This window comes from Streptosporangium sp. NBC_01469 (assembly GCF_036227305.1).
Classification (GTDB): domain Bacteria; phylum Actinomycetota; class Actinomycetes; order Streptosporangiales; family Streptosporangiaceae; genus Streptosporangium.
In genome coordinates, this window is record NZ_CP109465.1 from 6,318,668 (window position 1) to 6,339,626 (window position 20,959).

14 protein-coding genes are annotated in these 20,959 nt (G+C 72.5%); 5 read left to right on the forward strand and 9 right to left on the reverse strand.

The features are described from left to right. Positions 1 to 329: 329 nt before the first annotated feature. The 3 genes from OG587_RS27695 to OG587_RS27705 form a co-directional block, all read right to left on the reverse strand. Positions 330 to 1,340 carry a class I SAM-dependent methyltransferase gene (locus OG587_RS27695; RefSeq protein ID WP_329080249.1) on the reverse strand — a complete coding sequence of 337 codons (1,011 nt, stop codon included), beginning with the start codon at positions 1,338 to 1,340 and terminating at the stop codon, positions 330 to 332. Continuing rightward, a complete protein-coding gene (locus OG587_RS27700) occupies positions 1,337 to 1,777 on the reverse strand; it encodes a VOC family protein (RefSeq protein WP_329080250.1) in 441 nt (146 codons plus the stop codon). Before OG587_RS27700 ends, OG587_RS27695 begins: the two co-directional genes overlap by 4 nt. A 127-nt stretch (positions 1,778 to 1,904) precedes the next feature. After that, complete coding sequence (locus OG587_RS27705) at positions 1,905 to 2,669, reverse strand: SDR family NAD(P)-dependent oxidoreductase (protein WP_329080252.1); 765 nt, start codon at positions 2,667 to 2,669, stop codon at positions 1,905 to 1,907. 114 nt (positions 2,670 to 2,783) lie between these two features. Here OG587_RS27705 and OG587_RS27710 point away from each other — a divergent pair, with 114 nt between their 5' ends. After that, on the forward strand, positions 2,784 to 5,678 hold the full coding sequence (locus tag OG587_RS27710; protein ID WP_329080254.1) for a condensation domain-containing protein: 2,895 nt from the start codon (positions 2,784 to 2,786) through the stop codon (positions 5,676 to 5,678). Next, a complete protein-coding gene (locus tag OG587_RS27715; protein ID WP_329080256.1) occupies positions 5,675 to 6,886 on the forward strand; it encodes an acyltransferase family protein in 1,212 nt (403 codons plus the stop codon). Before OG587_RS27710 ends, OG587_RS27715 begins: the two co-directional genes overlap by 4 nt. A gap of 45 nt (positions 6,887 to 6,931) precedes the next feature. Here OG587_RS27715 and OG587_RS27720 read toward each other — a convergent pair whose 3' ends face one another. After that, positions 6,932 to 8,716: an FAD-binding oxidoreductase gene (locus OG587_RS27720; protein WP_329080258.1), complete on the reverse strand. Its 1,785-nt coding sequence runs from the start codon at positions 8,714 to 8,716 to the stop codon at positions 6,932 to 6,934. A gap of 1 nt (position 8,717) precedes the next feature. Further along, positions 8,718 to 10,307, reverse strand: a complete 1,590-nt coding sequence (locus OG587_RS27725) for an MFS transporter (protein ID WP_329080259.1) — start codon at positions 10,305 to 10,307, stop codon at positions 8,718 to 8,720. 104 nt (positions 10,308 to 10,411) lie between these two features. Between OG587_RS27725 and OG587_RS27730 the strand changes: the two genes are divergently transcribed. After that, positions 10,412 to 10,870 carry a MarR family winged helix-turn-helix transcriptional regulator gene (locus OG587_RS27730; protein WP_329080261.1) on the forward strand — a complete coding sequence of 153 codons (459 nt, stop codon included), beginning with the start codon at positions 10,412 to 10,414 and terminating at the stop codon, positions 10,868 to 10,870. A 103-nt stretch (positions 10,871 to 10,973) separates the two neighbouring features. Here OG587_RS27730 and OG587_RS27735 read toward each other — a convergent pair whose 3' ends face one another. After that, positions 10,974 to 12,203: a helix-turn-helix transcriptional regulator gene (locus OG587_RS27735; protein WP_329080263.1), complete on the reverse strand. Its 1,230-nt coding sequence runs from the start codon at positions 12,201 to 12,203 to the stop codon at positions 10,974 to 10,976. A gap of 133 nt (positions 12,204 to 12,336) precedes the next feature. Here OG587_RS27735 and OG587_RS27740 point away from each other — a divergent pair, with 133 nt between their 5' ends. After that, the gene (locus OG587_RS27740) at positions 12,337 to 12,954 is read left to right on the forward strand and encodes a flavodoxin family protein (RefSeq protein WP_329080265.1); all 618 of its coding nucleotides are present in this window, start codon (positions 12,337 to 12,339) and stop codon (positions 12,952 to 12,954) included. A gap of 236 nt (positions 12,955 to 13,190) precedes the next feature. On the opposite strand, the gene OG587_RS27745 is transcribed toward OG587_RS27740, so the two are convergent. After that, positions 13,191 to 14,060, reverse strand: coding sequence for an MBL fold metallo-hydrolase (locus tag OG587_RS27745; RefSeq protein ID WP_329080267.1), 870 nt, complete (start codon positions 14,058 to 14,060; stop codon positions 13,191 to 13,193). A 119-nt stretch (positions 14,061 to 14,179) separates the two neighbouring features. On the opposite strand from OG587_RS27745, the gene OG587_RS27750 reads away from it, so the two are divergent. Further along, positions 14,180 to 14,506 carry a winged helix-turn-helix transcriptional regulator gene (locus tag OG587_RS27750; protein ID WP_329080269.1) on the forward strand — a complete coding sequence of 109 codons (327 nt, stop codon included), beginning with the start codon at positions 14,180 to 14,182 and terminating at the stop codon, positions 14,504 to 14,506. A 133-nt stretch (positions 14,507 to 14,639) separates the two neighbouring features. Here OG587_RS27750 and OG587_RS27755 read toward each other — a convergent pair whose 3' ends face one another. Together OG587_RS27755 and OG587_RS27760 are read right to left on the reverse strand one after the other, a co-directional pair. After that, positions 14,640 to 18,260 (reverse strand): non-ribosomal peptide synthetase, encoded by a 3,621-nt coding sequence (locus OG587_RS27755; protein ID WP_329080271.1) that lies wholly within the window; start codon positions 18,258 to 18,260, stop codon positions 14,640 to 14,642. After that, positions 18,257 to 20,803, reverse strand: a complete 2,547-nt coding sequence (locus OG587_RS27760; RefSeq protein WP_329080273.1) for a S9 family peptidase — start codon at positions 20,801 to 20,803, stop codon at positions 18,257 to 18,259. The genes OG587_RS27755 and OG587_RS27760 overlap by 4 nt, the downstream gene beginning before the upstream one ends. Between the last annotated feature and the right edge of the window lie 156 nt (positions 20,804 to 20,959).

Consider the following 20,959-nt stretch of genomic DNA (forward strand, 5'->3'; position numbering starts at 1 on the left):
GCTGTGGACGCTGTGGACGCTGTGGACGCTGTGGACGCTGTGGACGCTGTGGACGTCGTGGACGTCGTGGACGTCGTGGATGCCGGGGATGCCAGGGATGCCAGGGACACAGTGGACGTCGCCGGGTCGCGCCCGCGACGACGCCGGGCGCACGACCCGGTGTCTGGCCGCCTCATGTTCGAGGCGAACCATGCCCGACCCCGGCCAGCCGACCCCGGCCAGCCGATCCCGGGGGCCTGGCCGGGTGACGGACCTGGGAACGCCCGCTCCCGCCCGTTCAGCGGGGCGGGCGTTCCCTCTTCGTCTCCTGGGGCGGCGACGGTGTGTGGTCACCCGCCGATCCCGCCGGGCGCGGTCGTCCGGTTCCGCAGGAGCACGTTGCCCGAGATCCTGGACTCGCACAGCTTCTCCGCCTCCGGGGCGCCGGCCACGATGGTGAAGCCGGTCGGCGCGAGCCGCAGCTCCATCACCGCCGCCCGCTCGGCGACCGGCAGCCCGGCGTAGCGTGCGAGCAGCTCCTCGTCGTCGAACAGGTCGGCGTCCGACAGGAACACCGGGGAGGCGGGGTGGCGGCGGCCCAGGTCCAGGATCTTGCCGCCGCCGTCCCAGTTGACGCCGTTCAGCGCGACCCAGCCGATCCCGTCGAGGTCCTCGAACAGGCGGGCCGCGTCGCCGAAGCGGTGGGTGCGCATGACCGGGTGCAGGTAGGCGTCGGCGTCCAGCACGTCCTGGTCGCGCGGGTCGGCGCCGGGCGCGGTGCCCGTGCCGTAACGGCCCGCGGAGCGGCCGAACCCCAGCCGGTGCACCACCGACAGGCCCTCCTCGCCGGTGTCGCCGCCCGACAGCAGCCGCACCAGCTCGCGGTCGATGAGCCGCTGGTGCTCGCCGAAGCTGTGGAACAGCCACAGGTACATCAGCCCGCCGGGCGACAGCCGCTCGGCGAGCCAGGCCAGGCCCGTGCGGGGGTCGTCGAGGCAGTGCAGCACCCCGGTCATCACGACCAGGTCGTAGGGCCCCTCGAACCCGTCCCCGCCGATGGCGCCGCGTACCAGCTCCACGTTGGTCAGCCCGTTGCGCTCGCGCAGTTCCTCGGCCACGTCGAGCGACGACCGCGACAGGTCCATGCCGGTGAAGTGCGCCTTGGGATACTGCGAGGCGAGCCCGAGCAGCTGGTGCCCGGTGCCGCACCCGGCGTCCAGCACCCGCTTGCCCGCCAGGGTCTTGTCCCTGGCGACCATGCCGATGCCGAGTGCCAGGTCCAGGATCAGGTCGTCGCCGACGGTCAGCGACGGGCACGGGTAGCGCTCGTACAGCTCCCTGACCTGCTCGACGGCGCTCATGGGGTGTCGATCTCCTCGTACGGGATCTCCTCGACCCGGCGCGCGAAGACCCAGTGGTGACCCTCCAGGTCCTCGCTGGTGTAGTTGCGGTCGCCGTAGAAGCGCGTGTCGGGCTTGTCGCGGATCACCGCTCCGGCCGCCTTCGCGCGCTCGTAGTGCTCGTCCACGTCGTCCACGAAAACGTACAGGCTCTGGCGCGGCTCGCCCTCGCCCTGCGGCTCGTGCCTGCGGCCGTCGCCCGTCCCGGCGAGCTGTACGACACCCTCGCCGAACGACAGCTCGGCGTGGACGACGGACCCGTCGTCGTCGTTCAGCACCTTGCGCTTTTCGAATCCGTACGCCTCGATGAGCCATTCGATGGCTTTCTCGACGTCGGAGTAGAAGATGACGGGGGTGATTCTCGGCATTCCGTCGGGTGGGGTGAGCAATTTCTTCATCTCCCTCGATCGGTGACCATGGAAACGTAAGGGGACGCTACCCCGCATCCCGCCGGCGAGACGTCCCGGCGTTCACGGGTTCGGTGTTCTGCTCGGATGTTCCGCCCCCAAACGTGCCGAGGGCCTTTCAGGTGTTCGGCAGGCGCAGGCCGCCGTCCAGGCGGACGACCGCCGCGTTGAGATAGCCCAGCTCGCACACGGCGCGGACCGCCCGCGCGAACTCCCCGGGTGTGCCCAGCCGAGGCGGGAAGACGATCTGCCGCACCAGCGGGCGCCGGAACTCCGGCGGGATCGCCGCGAACAGCGAGGTGTCGAACAGGCCCGGTGACAGCGCGCACACCCGCACGCCGATCGAGGCCAGGTCGCGGGCGGCCGGCAGGGTCAGCGCCGCGACCGCGCCCTTGGAGGCGGCGTAGGCGACCTGGCCCGCCTGGCCGTCCTCGGCGGCGGCCGAGGAGGTGTTGACGACCACGCCCCGCTCGCCGTCCTCCAGCGGCTCGGTCGCGGCCATCGCGGCGGCGGCCAGGCGCATCACGTTGAAGGTGCCGACGACGTTGACCGCGAGCGCCCGCTCGAAGGTTCCCAGGTCGTGCGGCCTGCCGTCGAGGCCGACCGTACGGGCGGCGGGCGCGACTCCCGCGCAGCTCACCGCGACGCGCAGCGGTCCCGCGACCCCGGCGGCCACCTCCACGGCGCGCTCGACCGACCCCGCGTCGGTCACGTCGGTCTCCACGAACGTGCCGCCCACCTCGTCGGCCACCGGGCCTCCGGTACCGGCGTCCAGGTCGGCCACGACCACGTGCGCGCCGGCCTTGGCGAGCTCGCGCGCGGTGGCGGCGCCCAGCCCTCCGCCGGCCCCCGAGACCAGTGCCGTCACACCCTGCAGCTCCATATCCGTTTCGCCGCCTTTTCGCAATAGAGGGTAAATGCTCTCGCTTATCAAGACATATCCTGACGCAAAATTTTGCATTCACGCTGCACCCCACAGACGTGAGGAGCCATTCACATGACGATTTCCAAGAGCGCGGACAATGTGCACGACCTGATCGCCCGCCGCCGGCGCGAGCGAGATCGCATCCCGCGACACGCCGTGCCTGATTCGGGGGTGCCGGTCTCCTCCACCCAGGAGCGCATCTGGTTCGGCGAGATGTTCAATCCGGGTTTCGGGTTCTACCACGTGCCCGCCACGCTGCGGCTGCGCGGACCCCTTGACGCCGGAGCCCTCGACCGGGCGCTGTGCGAGGTGATCAGGCGGCACGAGATCCTGCGCTCCACCGTCGAGGAGGTCGACGGCATGCCCGTGCAGCGCGTCGGCGACGCGCCCGGGAGCGTGCTGCGCTCCGTCGACCTGGGAGACGAGGCCGACGCCGAGGCCGAGGCCGCGCGGATGGCCGCCGACGACATCCTGGCCCCGTTCGACCTGCGCCACGGGCCGCTCTGGCGGGCACTGCTGCTCAGGCTGGGGCCCGACGACCACGTGCTCGTGCTGACCTTCCACCACATCGTCTTCGACGACCCGTCCTTCGGCATCGTCGGGCGCGAGGTCGAGGCCCTCTACACCGGGGCCGCCACCGGGGCCGCCACCGGGAGCGGCAGTGGGATCGACGGCGGGACCGGCGGCGGGCCGGCGAGCCTGCCGGACCTGGACCTGCAGTACACCGACTTCTCCGTGTGGCAGCGCGAGCGGCTGCGCACCGAGGAGGTGCGCTCACGCCTGGTCGACTACTGGCGGCGGACCCTGGACGGCGTTCCCCGCCTGCTCGACCTGCCCTCCGACCGGCCCCGGCCGCCGCACCGGCGCCGCGCGGGCCGCTTCCACCGCTCCCGGCTGTCCGGCGACGTCGTCGCCGCCGTGCGCGCGGTGGCGCGCGACGAGGGCACCACCCCGTTCACCGTGCTGCTGGCCGCCTATGGCGTGCTGCTGTCGCGCTACGCGGGCCAGGCCGACATCGTCACCGCCGTACCCGCCGCCGGGCGCATCCGGCCCGAGCTCGAAGCGCTCGTCGGGTGCTTCATCAACATCATCTGCCTCCGCCTCGACCTGCGCGGGGAGCCCACCTTCCGCGAGCTGCTGCGCCGCGTGCGCCACGCCTCCGTCGAGGGACACGACCACGAGGAGATGCCCTTCGAGGAACTGGTGCGCGAGCTGCACCCGCAGCGGCCCCAGAGCCACACGCCGCTGTTCCAGGCCGGGCTCGGGGTGCGCGACAACGACGGGGTCTTCCTGAACCTGCCGGGCGTGCGGGCCTCGGAGTTCGTCCCCGACGTCGAGGTCTCGCACTTCGACCTGATGGTGGACTTCAGCGTCGACGGCGACGGCATGGCCGGCCTGTGGGGCTACAACGACGACCTGTTCGACCCCGCCACCGTCGAGGTCCTTGCCGAGCAGTTCGCGCTCCTGGTCGCCAAGGCCTGCGGCCACCCGGACCTGCCGGTCGGCGACCTCTCCCTTCCGCCCGCCCCCCGCCTCCCGGAGCCCGGCACCGGCGGTGCCGAGGGACCGGCCGCCATCCTGGCCGAGCGGGTCAGGCTCGCCCCCGGCTCACCCGCCGTCACCACCCACGCGGGTACCTCTTCCGCGGGCACGTCCTCCGCGGGCACGTCCTCGGTCGTCACGCTGACGTACGCCGAGCTCGACGCGCGCGCCGAGACCCTCGCGCCCGCCGTGCGCAGGGGGGCCGAGCCCCCGGCCGCCGACAGCCCCGACCCCGCCGTCTGGCGGTACGCCCACCTCAAGGCGGACGTCCTCGACGGCCGTACGGCGGGCGCGGGCGCCGCGCCGATCGCCGACCTGGCCACCCGGATCGGCCTGGGCGTCGCCGACACCGTGCTCACCTTCGCCCCGCCCGCGTCCGGCGCGTTCGCCGACGCCATGCTGCTCGCCCTCCTGCACGGCGCGCACCTGGTGACCGCGCCCCCCGAGGCCGCCCGCGACGCCGGACGGCTGAAGGCCCTGGTCGCGGACGCCACCGTCGTGCACGCCCCGCCCGCCGCGTGGCGGCTGCTGCTCCAGGACGGCCTGCCCGCCGACCGCCCGTTCACCGCGCTCTGCGACGCGGCCACCACCCCGCCCGGCCTCGCGCGGGAGCTGGCCGCCGCGACCCCCACCTGGACCCTGTACGGCGAGCGCTGGGCCGCGGCCCACCGGGTCGACCCGCTCGCCGAACCCCGCAGGGGCGTCCCCCTGGGAGAACCCCTGGCCGGTACGCCGATCGAGGTCGTCGACCGGGCCGGACGCCCCGGCGCCACCGGAGTGCCCGGCGAGATCCACGTCGGCGGCGCCGCCACCGGCGACCGCGGCCGTACCCTCCCCGACGGCTCGATGGAGCTGCTCGGCCGCTTCGACCGGATGTTCACCGTCGGCGGGTTCCGCGTGGACACCGACGAGCTGGCCCGCTCCCTGGCCGGCCGCCCCGGCGTGGCCGAGGCCGCCGTGGACGTGCGCCACGACCGGCTCGCCGCGTACGTGGCGGGGGAGGGCATCGACCCCAAGGAGCTCACCGCCCACCTGCCCGAATACCAGGTACCCGGCTCCGTCACCGTTCTCGACTCCCTGCCCAGGACCGCCGGCGGCCACATCGCCCACGAGGAACTGCCCAGCCCCGACGCCCCCGGCGACGGGGGCGGGCACGTACCGATCGAGGGCGGCACCGAGGAGGCCGTCGCCGGGATCTGGCGCGAGCTGCTCGGCGTGGAGGAGATCGGGGCCTCCGACGGCTTCCTCGACCTCGGCGGCCACTCGCTCACCCTGGCCCGGCTGAGCCTGCGCTACGAGGTGGCGTTCGGTGTCGAGGTGGAACTGCCCGACCTGCTGCGCCACGCGACCGTACGCGAGCAGGCGGCGCTCCTCGACGAGCGCCGCGCGCAGGCCGGCCTCGGGGGAGAGGGGGCGGCGTCATGACCTCGGTAGCCGCCAAGCCGTCACCGGGCACGATCGAGGGCCCGCCGAGGACGCGGCTGGAGTCGCTGACCGGGCTGCGATGGTTCGCCGCGTTCGGCGTGTTCTTCAGCCACGTCGCGATCCTGCTGCCCCTGCCCTACCTCAACGAGCTGTTCGTCCTCGGCACGGCCGGGGTGACGTTCTTCTTCGTGCTGTCCGGCTATGTCCTCACCTGGACGTTCTTCGACAGGGACACCGCGCCGAAGTTCTACTGGCGCCGCTTCGCCAGGATCTGGCCGTCGCTGCTCATCACCACCGTCGCGGCGGTCGCACTGCTCGTCGGCGGTCAACTCTGGCCCACCGAGGGCGGCACGTCGCTGGTGTGGTGGACGGTCGCGACGCTGCTCATGGTGCAGGCGTGGTTCCCGTCGTCGTTCCAGGGCGACACCGTGCCGCACACCGTCTCCTGGTCGCTGTCGTGCGAGGCGTTCTTCTACGCGGTCTTCCCCTTCGTGGTGCGCCCGATCGTGCGGCGCACCCTGCGCCAGATGGTGGTGATCGCCGCCGTCCTCATCGCGATCAGCATAGGCACGCGCGTGTGGCTCTGGCTGGCCAACCCGCAGCTCACCGGGGAGAACTGGTTCACCTCCGACCTGTACTACTTCGCCACCCACTCGCCGATCTCCCGAGTCGGCGAGTTCGTGCTGGGCATCGTGATCGCCGCCGCGGTGCGCCGGGGCTGGCGCAGCCCGATCGGGCTGCGCACGGCGACCGCGATCACGATCGGCTACTTCGCGCTGCTGTGGGCGTGGTCCTGGTCAGGTGTGTGGCAGACCGCGCTGGCCGAGACCGCCAACCGGGGCAGCATCGTGGTGTTCGCGCTGCTCATCGCGGCGGCGGCGACCAACGACCTGGCCGGTCGGCGCAGCCTGCTGAGCTCCCGCCCGCTGGTGGCGCTCGGCCAGTGGTCCTACGCCTTCTACCTGATCCACTTCCTGGTGCTCTTCCCCATCGCCAAGCACGCGTTCGGGCGGCAGTCGCTCTACGACTTCCCGCAGCCCACCTGGGCGCATCTGCCGTACGCGCTGGCCGGCCTGGTCGTCAGCGTGCTGCTGTCGTGGGGGCTGTACCGGCTGTACGAGTATCCGATCGAGAAGAGGCTGCGGGCCCTGCTGCGCCGCGAGCCCAAGGCCGTCACCCCGGCACCGGGCGCGGAACCCTCCATTTGAGCGAGGGTTTGTGGGACCGCCATCCTTCAGGAGTTCCTGCGCCGTTCAGGATCGGGTGCGCTCATTGTTACTGAACGGCGGGATGTTGTGGTTGATGCGGAAAAGTTGATTCGGGTCGTACTCCGCCTTCAGCGTGGCCAGCCGCCGGTAGTTCGCCTCGGTGTAGGCCCGCCTGACCCGCTCGGGAGCCGAGTCGTGGTCGAACAGGAACCCCGGAAGCATGGCGCCGGTGTCCCACGGCCGGAGCCGCTCCAGCACCTCGTCGGCGGCCTTGCGCACCGCGTCGGCCTGTTCGGCCGGAGCCGGCATCCGCGTCCACAGGTGGAAGGCCGCGCCCTGGGTGCTGACCGCGTGCGGGCGGCCGGGCGGCCGGTTCAACGCCCCGCCCAGGTGACGTAGCTCGATGCCGGGGAACGGGCCCCCGGGCGCCGACGGGTCGATGAACGAGACCAGTTCCTGCACTGCCTCGTCGTCCAGTTCGTGTAACAACGCGCTGCGCAGGTGCGCCATGACCGGGTTCTTGGGGTCCTGGTAGATCTCGGTGATCTGCGCGTACGGCATGGCGCCGCAGGTGTCCTTCTCCGGGCCGAGCGCACGCAACGGCTCCACCAGCCGCGCGCCTTGCTCCTCGTCCCCCGTGTAGACCACCCGGACCTGCACGAACGAGCGGCCACGGAACTCCTCGGGCAACTGCGGCGCGTCGGGGAAGCGCAGCAGCGCCACAGAGGACGACATCTCCTCCGGCTGCTCCTTGACCCAGGCCAGGTAGGAGCCGAGCACGTGGGCGGCGTGCCCGAGGTCCTCGCCCGGGTAGTAAAGCTCACCACCGTGGACGGTGCGCAGCGGCAGCAGCTCGATCTCGGCCGCGACCACGACACCGAAGTTGCTCTTGCCGCCCCGCACCGCCCAGAACAGGTCGGGCTCCTGGGTGGGCGAGACGGTGCGGAGCAGGCCATCGGCGGTGACGATGTCGAGCGAGCGGACGTAGTCGGCGGCGAAGCCGTACGTGCGGCAGGCCAGCGAGAGCCCGCCGCCGGTCAGGTAACCCATCACCCCGACCTGGCCGGAGGAACCGCACAGGGGCGCGAGGCCGTGCTCGGCCGCCGCGGTGAGCACCTCACCCCACCGTAGCCCGGCTCCGATCCTCGCGGTGCCGGCACGCGGGTCCACCGACAGCTCGCGCAGCTCCCCGGTGGCGATGAACACGGCTTCATCCGCGGGCACCGACTTGCCGTGCCCGGTCGACTGCACCGCGACCGGGCGCCCCGCCTCCGCCGCGAACCGGACGGCGGCGGCCACGTCTTCGGCGTCGGCGGCGACCACGACCGCCGCGGGCCGGTGCTCGACCGTCAGCAACCAGCCGGAGCAGGCCTCCTCAAAGCCCTCGTCGCCGGGGTGCAGCGTGCGCCCGCGGATCGGCGCGCCCAGGCTCACCAGGGCGTGCCAGGCCGCCTGCCCGCCGGCGAGGCGGTCGCCGGTGAACGCGGCCGAGGTGGTGGCGCGCACCGGCACGCCGTCGGCGGTGTACGCCCCGGCGGTGCCGACCCCGCGATATACGGCCCCCTCGAGGTGAGCCTCGACATGGATCCGCGCGCGGCCCGAGTGACCTGCGGCCGGAGTGAAGACCTCGGTGAGCTCGTAGGAGAACCGGCCGGGCCGCCCCGCGCTCCAGACCCCGGTGCCCACGCTGAGGGGGGTGCGCAGCGCGACTGTGCCGTCGGGCGCGAACGAGATGGTGAAGGAGTCGGTCTCGTCGTCGCGGTGCATCAGACCGGTCCATACCCCCACGGGAGTCTGGGCCGCGTCGGCCGCGAAGTTCGTGTCCCGCATGTCAGTTATCCGCCTTCTCGAAGGACTTCGCCGCGCCGTCCGCCTCCGCGGGCGGCGGAGGGCCCGGCACCTGGGCGTTGCGCAGCAGGACCGCGGCCGCGGCGGCCAGCAGCGCGGCGAGCACCGCACCGACGATCGCGGTCGTCTGCAGGCCGTGTACGAAGGCCTCGCGGGTCACCGACAACAGCTCGGATCCCTGGGCGGCCGGTAGCTCGCGGGCGACGTTGACGGCGGCGGCGAGGGTGTCCTTGGCCGTCTCGACGACGGGGGCGGGCAGCCCTTCGGGGAGCCTGTCGGCCAGGTTCGCCCGGTACACCGCGAAGCCGACACTGCCGATCACCGCGACGCCCAAGGCGCTGCCGAGCTCGGTGCCGGTCGAGGCCATCGCGGACGTGGCGCCGGCTCGCTCGGGCGGGGCGGCTCCCACGATCAGTCCGGTGCCCAGCGAGACCATCGGCCCGAGCCCGAGACCGATGACGGCCGCCCCCGCCACCGCGACATACAGGTCGGAGGGACCACTGACCCGGGTCAGCACCACCATGCCGGCCGCGGCGACCACCAGGCCGCCGGTGAGCAGCGTGCTCAGCTTCACGCGGCCGGCGAGGCCAGGAGCCCCCATGGCGCCGATCATGATCGCGACGGTGGTGGGCAGCGACCAGAGGCCGGCCTGGAGCGGGGACAACCCGCGCACCAGCTGCAGGTACTGCATGACGAAGAACTGCGAGCCCGCGGAGAGCAGGGTCGCCAGCACGAGCATGCCAAGGGCGGTGCCGAACAGGTCGTTGCGGAACAGCGAGAGGTCGACCAGCGGCTGCCGGAGCCGGCCCTGGCGATGGAGGAAGAGCGCCGCCAGCGCCAGGCCGACGACGATGGCGATGCCCGACTCCGGGCGCAGACCGTCCTCGGCGATCTGCTTGAGACCGAAGATCAGGGCGAGGATTCCGGCGATGGACATGATCGCGCTGATCAGGTCCGGGCGGGAGACCGACTCGTCCCGGTACTCCGGCAGCACGAACGGGCCGAACACGATCAGCAGCAGCATGATCGGGACGCCGAGCAGGAAGACCGAGCCCCACCAGAACAGCTCCAGGAACGTGCCGCCGACCAGCGGTCCGATCACCGTGCCGAGGCCGAAGAAGCCGGTCCAGGCCCCGATCGCGACACCCTGCTGCTTGGGGTCCCGGAACATGATCCGGATCAGGGAGAGGGTGGAGGGCATCAGCGTGGCGCCCGCGATGCCCAGCAGCGCCCGAGCGGCGATGAGCATCGCCGAGTTGACCGCGAACGCCGAGAGCACCGAGGCCGCGCCGAACGCGACCGCGCCGATCAGCAGCAGCCTCCGGCGGCCGATCCTGTCCCCGATCGCGCCCATGGTGATGAGGAAGCCGGCGATGAGGAAGCCGTAGATGTCCACGATCCACAGCAACTCGGTGTTGCCGGGCCGCAGGTCGGCGGTGAGGGTGGGCAGCGCCAGGTGCAGCACGGTCAGGTCCATGGCGATGAGCATGGTGGGGAGCGCGAGGATCGCCAGCCCCAGCCATTCTCTTCGGGTCGCCCGCGGTGCGGCCGCCGTACCGATGTCGGTACTCAACGGAATCTCCTTGCGTTGGGGTTAAACGCTGGACGGACCAACGTTGGGGCAACCAACAATACATACAATCGTGGGTTCGTCCAACAATTTGCTAGATTGCCTTCGTGTACATCGCAGAGGGAAAGCTGCCGAGACGGCTGCGCACGCTACCGAGCAGGCTGACCAACCAGGCCGCGCTGATCGCCAACCGGATCGTGGACCAGGCTCTCGCCGAGGGTGGCGTCCGGCGTTACCACTACGCGCTGCTCGCGGCGTTGGAGGAGTACGGCCCGGCCAGCCAGGCCAACCTCGGACGCCGGACCGGCATCGACCGCAGCGACATGGTGGACACCGTCAACGACCTGGCCGGGTGGCACCTCGTCAAGCGCGCACCCGACCCCGAAGACCGCCGCCGCAACATCATCACCATCACCGAGGCAGGCCAAAGGCAACTCACCGAACTCGACCGGCTACTGGCCGACGCCCAGGACGAGTTCCTCGCCCCGCTACCCGCCGCCGACCGGCAACACCTGATCGGCCTGCTCACCCGCCTCGCCGAGCATCACAGCGGCGAGCACCGCTGATGCGGCCTTCCTCCTCGCCGCACACAGGTTGAGATCGGCTTCACGTGGGGTTCCGGCGTCAGCGCGCCACCGTCTCGGCGACCCTTGCGGACACGGCCGGTCGTCATGGGATGCGACCGTGGGCCAGGGCGGCGGCCTCGCCTCGCGAGCTCACGCCGAGCTTGCCGAGGATGTTGGCGACGTGGAACTTGACCGTGTTCTCGCTGATGCCCAGCCGGGTGGCGATCATCCGGTTACGGTGGCCGAGCGCCAGGTGGTGAAGGACGTCGCGTTCGCGCGGGTTGAGGGTGTCCAGCGGGCCCGGGGGCTGGGGGCGTACCGGACCGAACGGAAGGTCCGCGGTGATCGTCGTGCCCCAGCCCGGGACCGCGTCCACGCCGAGCGTTCCGCCCAGCACCGCCACCCGGTCGCGCAGCCGGTGCACCGACAGGGCGTCGGCCGCCAGCGAGCCGGGACCGTCATCGCGTACGGTCACCCGCAGCAGCGAATCCGCCACCTCCCAGGAGAGCCTGACCCGGCTCAGCCCGCCCTGCTGGAGCATCGCCAGCACCGCGCCCCGCACCACGGACCTGGCCGTTCTGGCCACCTCGTAGGGCAACGGCCTGCCCCGCTGATCCGGCCCCGCCGACTCCAGCGTGAGATCGTGATAGCGGGTGAGCAGAGAGAGCTTCTCCGTCAGCGCGTCGAACGCCCGGCCCGCCTCCTCTTCCCCCAGGTCACGCTCGCCGCCCGCCCTGGCCTCCAGGAGCGCGGGCACGGCCAGCTGGACCGCGACACGGCGGGCCGCGGCGTCGTCGAGCCGCCTGGACCGCAGGACGCCGAGCAGTGAGGTCAGCGTCGCGGCGTGGGCGTCGGCGAGGTCCTCGACGGCCGTGACAGACGGGCCCGTCACGTCATGCGGCTCGGCGTGCGACACGCGGTCGGCCAGGTGCGCGGTCGTCAGCTCGACGAGCCTCGTCACGATCTCCCGCACGTCAGGTTCCGGTGGGCCGGTGCCGGTGGTGACGACGGCGAGCAGACCGCCCGTGGTCTTCGGTGGCTTGACGGCCACGGCCAACACCGGCCGCTCGACCCCCGCCAGCGTGAACGGGCCGAACCAGGGACGATCGACGGCCACCAGGGGGACGAGGCGGCTCACCTCGTCGGCGCTCACCCCGTCGATCCCGTGGACGAGCAGCGGGGACATCAACAGGCAGTCCCCGGTGAACAACACCAGCCCCTCGTGCGGCACCAGGGCGGACAGCACGGCCGACAACTCCGGCAGAACGCCGTCGAGCGGCGCCCGCACCACCCTCAGCGCCGCCGCCAGGGCGGCCGACCACGACTCCGCCACGGCCCCGATGGTAGTAGGTCCCTTCCCCTGGTCCGCCCACTCGTTCGGGTAGGTCCGCCCGCCCGAACGGCCGGTCCGCGAGGGAGCCGTGGCGGCCAAGCTGTGCGCGTACGTCGTGACGAAAGGAATCGCAATGAAGAACGAGTCGACGCTGGTGGCGGTGGCCTACCACAGCGGGTACGGGCACACGGCCCGGCTGGCCGAGTCGGTACGCGCGGGAGCGGCGTCCGTGGACGGCACCAAGGTGGAGCTGGTCTCGGTGGACGGCATCACCGAACAGGAATGGTCGCTGCTGGACACGGCGGACGCCATCGTGTTCGGGTCGCCCACGTACATGGGGTCGGCCAGCCCGCAGTTCCACACGTTCGCCCGGGACTCGGTGCAGCGCTGGACGGAGCAGGCCTGGGCGGACAAGCTGGCCGCGGGGTTCACGAACTCGGGGTCCAAGAGCGGGGACAAGCTGCACACGCTGGAGTACATGGCGTTGCTGGCGGCCCAGCACGGCATGCTCTGGGTCAGTCTCGGGCTGGTGTCCGGGTGGAATTCCAGCACCTCCGACGAGAACGCGCTCAACCGGCTCGGCTTCTGGCTGGGAGCGGCGGCGGCCTCGAACGTCGACGAGGGGCCGGAGCTGATGCACGACTCGGACCTCCGGACGGCCGAACACCTCGGCCGCCGGGTCGCCGAGCAGGCCCGCCGCCTTTGCCGGGACCCGGAGCTCCGCACGTCGTCGATGCCGGCCGGCGCGTAGATACGCCGCGTGGTCTCGGGGCTCGATCGGGAGATGATCCGCACCGGCCGGCCACCGGCCGCACAGTAGCCGCGTAAGACCAGGTCAAAGCCTTTCGGCTGAGGCTCTGATCAGGATGGAAAGCCGTGGCGCCTCGGAGTCGTTCGGGGACGCCCACCTTCTCGGGTAGGCCGACGAACAGGTCCTGACGCCGCGGTGGAAACCCCTGCCCGACAGCGGGATCCGATCACTCGCGGCTACTTCGCCTCCGGCGGCGTCGCCCCGGGGGGAGGGCCGTGTACGGGTTCCGCGGCCAGTTCGGCGGCGACCTCGTCGGCTCCGTGCCCGACCAGCCAGCTCAACGGCGCATCCGGCAGGAAGCGGGTCATCGTGTCGGTCAGCTCCTGTTTCCGCGACTCGCTCAGGGCCGCTTCACCATCGGCCAGTCCGCGCACCGTCTCCCGGTACATCAGCAGATACCGTCGCTGGTCGGCCAGCAGGGTGTGATCGTGCGGCGCGCCGTGGCCCGGATAGAGTTCGACGCCGTCCAACTCGCCGGTCAGCCGGTCCAGGACGTCGAGCCACGGGCCGGTGTGGCCGTCGGCGGTGTAGGAGTGCACGCCGTGGAAGGCCACGTCACCGATGAACGCCAGCCGCCGCGAGCCGGTGTGGACCAGGATGTACGAGTCGGCGTGGCTCTCCGCCTCACCGAGGCCGCGCACCTCGACCCGGGCCCCACCCACCTCGATGACCTGGCCGTCCGGCACGATGTGGTCGGGGACTCGATACCGATCGGGCCACTCGTCACCGTAGAGCGGTTGCCACTGCTCTCGTTTCGGAACCGCGATCTTACCGATCGTCTCGGCGACGGCGGCCGTGGCGTAGACCGGTACGTCGTCGCCGACCACGTACGGCAGGCCGTTGAAATGGTCGGGGTGGGCGTGTGTCACGAAGGCCGCGAGCAGTGGCTTGCGCAGAGCGGCCAGGCGTGCGGCCAGCGCCCGCGCGTCCGACACGAGCAGGCTGGCGTCCACGAGTATCACCCCGTCCTCGCCTTCCAACAGGTAGCTGTTGACGAAGATGCCCGGCTCGGCGGCGGAGTAGGTGTGGATCCTGAGGTCGGTCATGGAGGGGAATTCCTTCCGGCTGATCGTTTGATCTTCACGCTAGGCTGAGCCGGAACGGCCGGACAGAAGGCACTTTCGGGTGCCCTTACCCGGCGGGCGGCGTGGCGAAGGGGGATCCGATGGCCCTGGTTATCCCGGAGGTGCTGGAGGAGAGCTGCGCGACCAGGCAGGCGCTGGAACGGTTCGCCGCGAAATGGCGGGTGCTTGTGATCTACGCGCTTCTGGCCGGACCGCAACGGCACGCCGAACTGCGCCGCCGGCTACCCGGCATCACGCAGAAGGTGCTGACCGAGACGCTGCGAGCGATGGAGAGCGATGGTCTGGTCGAACGGCGCGTCCTGAAGGAGACCGCGCCACAGCACGTCGAGTATCTCCTGACCGACCTCGGGAAGACGCTGCGGGAACCCCTGGCCGCCATCTGCGATTGGGCCGCCGCCCACGCCTAGCACCTCGATCACCGCGGTCCCGGCCGCGGGCTGAACCCTCTGGGGTCCGAGGCCGCGGCCGGGCCGCGCGGTGCGGTTCCACCCGAGTTCGACCCGCGCGGTGGCGTCGCGTACGGCTACACGCGCCGCTGGCCTACCCGAGTTCGCGCAGTGCCGAGGCCAGGCCCGCGGCCGTGGGACGTTCCCAGAGCAGGCGGGCCGCGACCGGTCTGCGCAGGCCGCCGCGCAGGCGGCCGAGCAGCGTCACCGCGAGCCGGGAGTCGCCGCCCGACTCGAAGAAGGCGTCGTGCGGGCCGATCCGCGGCTCGTCCAGCACCCGCCGGAAGGCCTCCAGCACCTCCAGTTCCAGCCGGTCGCGCGGCTCGTCCGACCGGCTCCCGACGCGGGCGTCCGAGGAGGCCAACCGGCGGCGGTCTATCTTGCCCGCGCTGGTCAGCGGCAGCTCGTCCAGCACGTGCACGATCCCCGGCACCATGTAGCCGGGCAGCCGCCCGGCCGCCCACGCCCTGGCGTCCTTCGCCGTTACCGGAGAGGAGAGGGCCGATCCCGAGGCGGAGGTCGCGGATCCTGAGCCGGATCCTGAGCCGGATCCTGAGCCGGATCCTGAGCCGGATCCTGAGCCGGATCCTGAGCCGGATCCTGAGATGGAGACGGGCGCGGGCGCGGAGATGGATTCCGAGCCGGATTCTGAGGCGGAGGTGGCCACGTAGGCCACCAGTTGCTCGTCCTCCAGCGCCACTGCCGCGTCGTCCACGCCGGGACAGGCCCGCAGTGTCTGCTCGATCTCGCCCAGCTCGATCCGGTAGCCGCGATGCTTGACCTGGTGGTCCACCCGGCCGATGAAGTCGAGGCGGCCGTCGGGACGCTGCCGCACCAGGTCACCGGTCCGGTAGAGCCGCCCGCCGGACATCGGAGACGGCGGCCCGCCCGGCGTCGAGGGGAAAGGTTCGTCAGGCCCCGGAGGCGCTCCGTTTGGCGTCGAGGACGAAGGTTCGTCCGACTCCGAGGGGGGTGGTCCGCTTGATGTCGAGGGCGAAGGCCCGTCCGGTGCCGACGGTGACGGCCCGTCCGGTGCCGTGGGCGGTGGTCCGGCGAGGGGGACGAACCGCTCGGCGGTCAGCGCGGGCCGCCGGTGGTAGCCGCGTGCCACGCCCGCGCCGCCGACGTGCAGCTCGCCGGGCACCCCCCACGGCGCGACACGCCCGGCGGTGTCCAGCACCAGCGCGTACGCCCCCGCCATGGGCAGCCCGATCGGCGGTACGCCCTCGCCGGGCGAGCAGTCGGCCAGGGTCGCGATGACGGTCGCCTCGGTCGGCCCGTAGGCGTTGACCATGCGCCGGCCGGTGCCCCAGCGCTCCACCAGCTCGGGGGTGCACGCCTCGCCGCCGGTCACCAGCACCCGCAGACCGGGCAGCGGGTCGTCGCCGGGCAGCGTCGCGATCACCGAGGGGGGGAGCAGCACGGCGTTCACCTCGCGCTCCGACAGGCATCTGCTCAGCGCCCGGCCGACGAGGATGTTCCCCGCCTCCGGCACGCACAGGGTGCCCCCGGAGACCAGCGTGGTGAACACCTCCCACACCCAGGCGTCGAAGGTCGGCGGCGCGAACTGCAGCAGCCGCACCCCGGGGCCGATACCCAGCTCGGGGGCGAGGGCCATGACCAGGTTGCACGCGCCGGAGTGCTCCAGCAGCACCCCCTTGGGCAGGCCGGTCGAGCCCGAGGTGTAGATCATGTACGCCAGGTCGCGCGATCCGGCCGGGCGGGGTTCGGCGGTCCTGGCGGGGTCGCGCCGGTCAAGGTCGAGGCGGCGCCCCCCGCCCTCCGGCAGGCCGTCGAGAATCTCCCCGGTGCTCAGCAGGACGGCCGCCGCCGCGTCGGACAGCAGGTACTCCAGCCGGGGAGCCGGTTGCGACGGGTCGAGCGCCAGGAACGCGCCGCCCGCGTACAGCACCCCCGCCACGACCGTGACCAGGCGGGCCGAGCGCGGCAGGCAGATCGCGGCCACGGTGCCGGGGCCCACCCCCTCGGCGGCGAGCCATCCGGCCAGCTCCCGGGCGCGCTCGTCCAGCTCGCGATAGGTGAGCCGCCCGTCGTCCCCGTCCACGGCCGTCACGTCGGGGGTGCGCCCGGCCTGGGCGGCGATCAGCGCGGCCAGGGTGGATCCCGGGGCGTCCAGGTCCACCGCCGCGGGCGGGCCCGAGATCGGGCCCGAGCGGTCGTCGAGCGGTAGATCGAGCACCGGCCGCGCGGGGGAGTGGGCCATCTCGCCGAGCAGCCGGGTCAGGCGGGCGGCCATCAACTCGATCGTGGCGTGGTCGAAGACATCGGTGGCGTACGTCAGGGTCGCCCGGAACCGGCCGCCATCCCCGTCGCCCTCCCCCCTACCGGTCTCATTCCCGTCGCCTTTCCTGTTCCCGTTCCTGTTCCCGGTCCCGGTCCTGTCGCCGGTCCCGTTTCCGGTCCGGGGGCCGGTCCCGTCCGGTGCGCCGGTGGTGAGGCGCAGGTCCAGGTCGCAGGCCGTCCGCCGGGCGGCGGGTTCCCCGTCGCCGAGCGGTTCGAGGCGCAGGCCCGCCGCCTCGTGCGCGGCGGGACGGCGGACAACGCCGTACGCCACGTCGAACAGCGCGCCCCGGCTGGGGTCGCGGGGCGGGGCGACGGCGGAGGTCAGATCCTGCAGTGGCAGCCGGTGCCGCCAGGTGTCGTCCACGGCCTGTCCCAGGCGGGCGGAGAACGTGGCGAGGTCCGGGTCGCCGGACAGGTCCACCGGCAGGGGGAGGAGATCGTCCAGCGGCCCGGCCGTCCCGGCGAACTCGTTCGGCTCCCCGCCGAGCAGTCCCGAGACGCGGCCGGGGGCGTGCGCGCCGATCGTGAAGCGCTCCTGGCCCGAGCAGCGCGACAGCAGGACGGCGAACGCCGCGAGCACCGCGAGGGAGGGGGCGCCCAGCTCGGGCGGTACGGCCACCTCGAAGCGGTGCGCCCCGCCCGCGCCGGAGCGGCGCCCGGGGCGCGGCCGGTCGGTGGCCGGTTCCAGCGGCGGCACGTCCCGCAGCGCCTCGCGCCAGAACTCCCGCCTGTTCCCATCCGTCACCTCGGGACCGGGACCGGGGCCGGGGGCCGGTGCGGAGGCGCCGGGCGGTCCGTCCCGGCTGCCGGCGGGTGGCACGCCCCGGTCGTCGGAGGCCGAGGCCTCCTGGGGACCAGGGGACGACGCCGGGATGCCCGAGGCCGTCGCGTCCGGGTGGGGGAAGTCGTCCTCGGCGGGTACGCGGGGTGTGCCGGGCAGGCGCGGGGAGCCGTCCTCGGCTCGGGCCCGGTACAGCTCGGCCAGGTCGGCGGACAGTACGGCGACGGAGCCCTCGTCCGCGACGCACGGGTGCATGCGCAGCACCAGCACGTGCTCCTCGGGGCCGAGTTCCAGCAGGGAGACGCGCGCCAGTGGCCCCGTCACCGGGTCGAACGGCCGGGCCTCCACCTCGGCCAGTGCCGCGCCGAGCCTCTCCGGCTCGACCGGCACCGCCCGCGGCGCGGGCAGTGCCCCGGCCGCCACTACCGGGCGGGGTCCGTCGCCACGGGTGGGCAGGGCCCAGCGCAGCACCTCGTGTCGCGCGGCCAGGTCGCCGAGCGCCGAGCCCAGCGCCTTCTCGTCGAGGGGGCCGGTCAGCCGCAGCCGCAGGGAGATCCCGTCCGGTACGGCGTCGCCGCGGATCCGGTGTTCCAGCCAGGCCCGTTCCTGGGCGGGCGAGAAAAGTCTCACTGGTCGCCTCCCGGCAGGTTCAGGCGGAGCCACTCCAGCTCCTGCTCGATCATGCTCTGGAAGTTCGCGGGGGAGATCATCGAGTACGGCATGTGCGCCTCACCCCAGTAGCTGACCAGCCGCACCTTCTTGGCCTGCCTGGCCAGCGCGGTGTACATCTCCTCGGAGCCGGTGTGGGTCAGGTAGTCACGCTCGCCGTGCAGCATGAGCACCGGCGTTTTGATCTTTCCCGCGTGCAGGAGCGGGCTGTTGCGCACGTACCTCTGCGGGTCCTCCCACGGCGGCTTGCCCAGCCCGAACTCGAAGGCCGGGTCCTCGATGTACGCGGGCGCGAACCACTCCTGCGCGCGCGGCGTGTAGCGGAAGCGGGAGTCGAACACGCCGTAGCTGCTGATCACGTCGGAGAAGCCGGAGATAGCGATCGCCGCCTTGAACCGGTCGGTCTGCGTCACGAGGCTGTGCACGTTGTAGGAGCCGAAGGAGTGCCCCAGTACCGCCAGCCGCTTCGGGTCGGCCACGCCCTCGTCGATCGCGGCGTCCACCGCGTTCATGATCGGCTTGGTGGGCCATGTCATCGGCTCGGCCGCGGCCTCGCCCTCGGGGCGGGGGATCGAGGGGACGAGCACGGCGTAGCCGCGGGCCGCGAGGAACTGCAGGGTGAGGTAGCTCGGGTTGTTCACCTGGAACTCCGGCACGTCCTCCAGGGTGGAGACGATCCGGGTGCCGTACACGTTGACCACGAGCGGATGGCGCTGCCCGTCGCGGTGGCCCGGCGGCAGCAGCAGCGCGCCGGTCAGCTTCTCCCCGTTCGCCCCCTGGTAGGTGACGAGCTCGCGTTTCGGAGGGATCACCTGGGCGAGGTGGCCGTTCAGCGACAGCCGCTGGGTGTGGCGGCCCGCGTGGGAGGTCCACAGCGCGGTGCCCTTGTCGCCGCCCGCCCCGAAGACCGCGGTGCGGTTCGCGGGGGAGTACCCGGCGACGCCCGCGTCGGGATGGGGCGACGGGAGCGGGGTCAGCACGGGCGAGGCACCGGGTGCCAGCTCGTACAGGCCGCCCTTGACGTCGCGCGCCAGCACCAGGGGGAAGTCGCGGTCGAGGCGGGGGTTGGCCGGTTCGGCGCCGCCCCGGTCGGTGGGCCGCACGCCGTTGCGCCTGACGCCGTCGTCCAGCGGCCAGGCCAGTTCCGCCAGCGGGGCGGCGCCACCGGCGTTCAGGTCGCGGGCCTTCCCGGTGCGCGGGTCGATCAGCCAGGCGCGCCCGTCGGCCACGCCCAGCACGCCGCCGGGCACCGGTACCAGCTCCAGCGGCGGGACCTTGAACCGCGAGGTCAGGTCGCGCGGTGCGGCGGCCGGTTCGGCGGGGTCAAAGGCCCACCAGTCCTGGCGGGCCAGGGGATCAACAGCGTTCGTGGCCTTTACCCCGCGTACCAGCGGGGTTCCCGCCCCCCACAGCAGGCCCGTGGCCACCAGCCGGTCGGCGGCCAGCGGCGCGGCCCTCCCCCCGGCGGCGGGGACGAGGTAGGCGGTGAACGGGTCGGGCGTCTCGGGGGTGGCCTTGCCGACGATCAGCAGGTTGGCGCCGTCGGCGGACCAGCGGGGCTGCACGGTGACCGAGGGGCTCGGCACGTCGCCCACCACGCGCGGCTGCCCGCCGGAGGCGGAGGCGATCGCCAGCTGGGTGCGCCGCTCCAGGACGCGCTTGAGCTGCCCGGCGCGCGCCGGGGTGGGGCCGAGGTCGTCCACCCGGGCGATGTTCCGCCCGGTCGGGTCGGCCACCAGGTTGCCCGCCGTGTAGGTGCGGGCCGGGCCCGCCGAGGTGATCTTCCCGGTGACGGCGTCGACGACGGCGATCTCCTCGTCCAGCCTGTCCCGGCCCTGGGTGGCGGAGCCGTCGAGCACGGAGGCGGTGGTCTCCTTGCCCCGTTCGACCTTGGCCCACTGCTTCGGGGCGGCGCGCTGGGCCTCCAGCCACTGCCCGTACTCCAGCGCCCAGCGGCCGGCGTTCACCATCGGGGCGATCACCCGCCGCGCGTCCAGCCACTGGATCAGGTAGCCCGAGGCGTTCGTCATCGTCTGCACCCCGCGCGGGGTCAGCTTGCGGGTCTCACCCGTCTCGCGGTCCCACACGTGCAGGAACACGTCGTCGCCGCCCCGGGTGGAGGCGAAGGCCAGCATGCGCCCGTCGGGAGACCACACCGGGTTGTAGTGGCCGGTGCCGTCCTTCGCACCGTGTGTCACGTCGCGCGCCGGGCCCTGACCATCCGCTATCCAGATGTCCGCGCGCTCGTTTCCGTCGACAAATGATGCGCCATATCTGCTCGACTCGCTCGGCCCGCGTTTCACGACCGCCGCCACCGATTTACCGTCGGGGGACGGGACGACCTGGCCGAGTTTCTTCGTGGTCATGAAGTCCTGCATCGCGAACGGCCGCGCGGCCCCCGAGGTGGCGGGTCGTTCCGCCGACGGGGAGGCCGGTGGCGAAGCGCCTCCCACCAGGGCGGCGGCCGTGAGCAATGAGAGGACGAGCTTGACACGTAGCACCATGGGAGGACGATAACCATGTCGCCGGAAACGCGGAAAAACGCCCGGACGGGTCTCCGGCGGGCGGCCTATAATCCCGCCCTCGCCTTAATCGGGGCGGCACGCGGGTTAATCAGGACCACCCCGCAGGTAATCAGGCTTGGCCCGCGGCTAAGGGCC

Excerpts from the sequence above, each read along its gene's own strand:
- OG587_RS27705 (WP_329080252.1), bottom strand. The coding sequence starts at position 2,669 with ATGGAGCTGCAGGGTGTGACGGCACTGGTCTCGGGGGCCGGCGGAGGG.
- OG587_RS27760 (WP_329080273.1), bottom strand. The coding sequence starts at position 20,803 with ATGGTGCTACGTGTCAAGCTCGTCCTCTCATTGCTCACGGCCGCCGCC.
- OG587_RS27695 (WP_329080249.1), bottom strand. The coding sequence starts at position 1,340 with ATGAGCGCCGTCGAGCAGGTCAGGGAGCTGTACGAGCGCTACCCGTGC.
- OG587_RS27715 (WP_329080256.1), top strand. The coding sequence starts at position 5,675 with ATGACCTCGGTAGCCGCCAAGCCGTCACCGGGCACGATCGAGGGCCCG.
- OG587_RS27750 (WP_329080269.1), top strand. The coding sequence starts at position 14,180 with ATGGCCCTGGTTATCCCGGAGGTGCTGGAGGAGAGCTGCGCGACCAGG.
- OG587_RS27720 (WP_329080258.1), bottom strand. The coding sequence starts at position 8,716 with ATGCGGGACACGAACTTCGCGGCCGACGCGGCCCAGACTCCCGTGGGG.
- OG587_RS27740 (WP_329080265.1), top strand. The coding sequence starts at position 12,337 with ATGAAGAACGAGTCGACGCTGGTGGCGGTGGCCTACCACAGCGGGTAC.
- OG587_RS27710 (WP_329080254.1), top strand. The coding sequence starts at position 2,784 with ATGACGATTTCCAAGAGCGCGGACAATGTGCACGACCTGATCGCCCGC.
- OG587_RS27745 (WP_329080267.1), bottom strand. The coding sequence starts at position 14,060 with ATGACCGACCTCAGGATCCACACCTACTCCGCCGCCGAGCCGGGCATC.
- OG587_RS27700 (WP_329080250.1), bottom strand. The coding sequence starts at position 1,777 with ATGAAGAAATTGCTCACCCCACCCGACGGAATGCCGAGAATCACCCCC.